The sequence below is a fragment of the Streptomyces sp. NPDC002773 genome (assembly GCF_040295605.1).
Classification (GTDB): Bacteria; Actinomycetota; Actinomycetes; order Streptomycetales; family Streptomycetaceae; genus Streptomyces.
This window is the reverse complement of sequence record NZ_JBEOVO010000077.1, coordinates 1-2,000: the sequence shown is the minus strand read 5'-3', so window position 1 is coordinate 2,000 and position 2,000 is coordinate 1. Positions and strand designations below refer to the sequence as shown.

The 2,000-nt window shown below is 70.3% G+C and carries 2 protein-coding genes; one reads left to right on the top strand and one right to left on the bottom strand.

Annotated elements, in window-relative coordinates:
• Window positions 1-58: 58 nt before the first annotated feature.
• Window positions 59-1,231: a hypothetical protein gene (locus ABT034_RS35220; protein ID WP_351221184.1), complete on the top strand. Its 1,173-nt coding sequence runs from the start codon at window positions 59-61 to the stop codon at window positions 1,229-1,231.
• Here the strand turns inward: ABT034_RS35220 and ABT034_RS35215 are convergent.
• Window positions 1,228-2,000: IS630 family transposase (locus ABT034_RS35215; protein ID WP_351221183.1), on the bottom strand; the 773-nt coding region annotated here is incomplete at its 5' end. The genes ABT034_RS35220 and ABT034_RS35215 overlap by 4 nt on opposite strands.

The window sequence follows — 2,000 nt, the reverse complement described above, 5'->3', positions numbered from 1 at the left end:
CCACCGCTCCCGACGGACGCACTGTCCGGGGCGTGCGGCGGCGATTACGATCGCCCGCGTGACTGACGGCATAGTGGGAGCGATCACCGGCCTGTTCCGGGGAAGCGGGCGTGCGAGCGAGCGCGCGGACGAACTGGCCCGGGTCGAGGCGGAGATCACCGCGTTCGGGGAGGCGCTTGCCGGGCATCCCTTCCTGCCGGACCACCATGTGCACAGCTCCCGGCTCCTCGCCGACTACCAGCGGGCGCTGGACGCGTATGAGCGGGCCAAGCGGGACTTCGTCGGCGACCGGAACCTGCGGGACGCCGCCGACGTGCTGCGGGCCCTCGACGAGGGGCGCCACGCGCTGGCCTGCGTGGACGCCGCCGTCGCGGGCCTGCCACGCCCCCATCGGCTTCCCCTCTGCTTCTTCGATCCCCGTCATGGGCGGTCGGCCGAGAAGGTCCGCTGGGCCCCCGCCGGGGGCGCCGCGCGGACGGTCGCCGTCTGCGCCGCCGATGCCGTACGCCTGGCGGAGGGACGGCCGCCGATCGAGAGCGGCCTGCGGGAGCGGGCACCGGACCCGCGACCCGTGTCCCGTACGAAGGGACGCCGCGGGCACGGATCGGCCGAGGCGGCCCCGACTCTTTCCCCGCCCACCCCCGCGGACCCATACGGGACATGGCCCGCGCACACGGGAACGCGGCAGCGTCGGGAGAACCGTGGCGACACGGGCGTCCAGCTGAGCCGTATCGACCCGCGCGAGCCCGCGCTGCTCGTGGTCCACCTGGAGCGGGCGGCCGACTCATGGGTCGAGCTGACCAGCCCGCGCGGCGACGACGAGCTGCCCCAGCAGATCCTCACGCACGGCTCCTCGCTCACGCGGGCGGTCGTCCCGGTCCCCGCCGACGGCCGGGACACGATCCACCTGGAGATGCACACTCGGCGGGGGTGGCGGATCTGGTTGCACCCGCCGGAGAAGATCCCGCTCCTGATGGGGGAGGTGGGCTCGACCGGCTCGTACGTCCTGCGGCATCCCGGCGGCCGGGAGCCGCTGCAGGTCACCCAGCACGACGGGTCCGCCTTCTCGCTGCACGCCCTCCGGGCGGACTTCCGGCCCGGGGAGCTCCTGTGCGAGGGGACCGGGGCATTTACGGCGGCAGCCGTCACGCCGAAGAAGCCCGCCCTTCTGTACGTCCGGTCGCGCGGCTCGTGGACACTCACCCCGAGCGGGGACCCGAAGCGACCCTAGTCTTCTGAGTGGGGAATTCTGTTCAGATAGGAGGCGAGACGTTCGAGGATCTCGTCCGCCGTCTTGGTCCAGACGTAGGGCTTGGGATCGGTGTTCCATGCGGCGATCCAGTCGCGGATGTCCTGCTCCAGGGCTTGGACGGTCTTGTGGGCGCCTCGCCGTATCTGTTTGTTCGTCAGCTCGGCGAACCACCGCTCCACCAGGTTGAGCCAGGACGACCCGGTCGGCGTGAAGTGCAGGTGGAACCGGGGGTGAGCCAGCAGCCAGGTCTTGATGGCCGGGGTCTTGTGGGTGGCGTAGTTGTCGAGCACCAGGTGGACTGCGAGGCTGTCCGGGACTTCCTTGTCGAGCTTGATGAGGAACTTCTTGAACTCTTCGGCCCGGTGGCGCCGGTGCAGGGAGCCGATCACTTTACCGGTGGCCACCTCCAGAGCAGCGAACAGAGTGGTGGTGCCGGCGCGGACGTAGTCGTGCGTGACGCGTTGCGGAACTCCGGGCATCATCGGCAGCACCGGCTGAGAGCGGTCCAGGGCCTGGATCTGTGACTTCTCGTCCACGCAGAAGACCAGGGCCCGCTCGGGCGGGTCCAGATAGAGCCCGACGACGTCATGGACTTCGTCGACGAAGTACGGATCCGTCGACAGCTTGAACGTCTCCGAGCGGTGCGGCTGCAGACCGAATGCCCGCCAGATCCGCGACACGGTCGACTGCGACAGGCCCAGTTCCTTCGCCATCGAGCGCGTCGACCAGTGGGTCGCGTTTTTCGGGA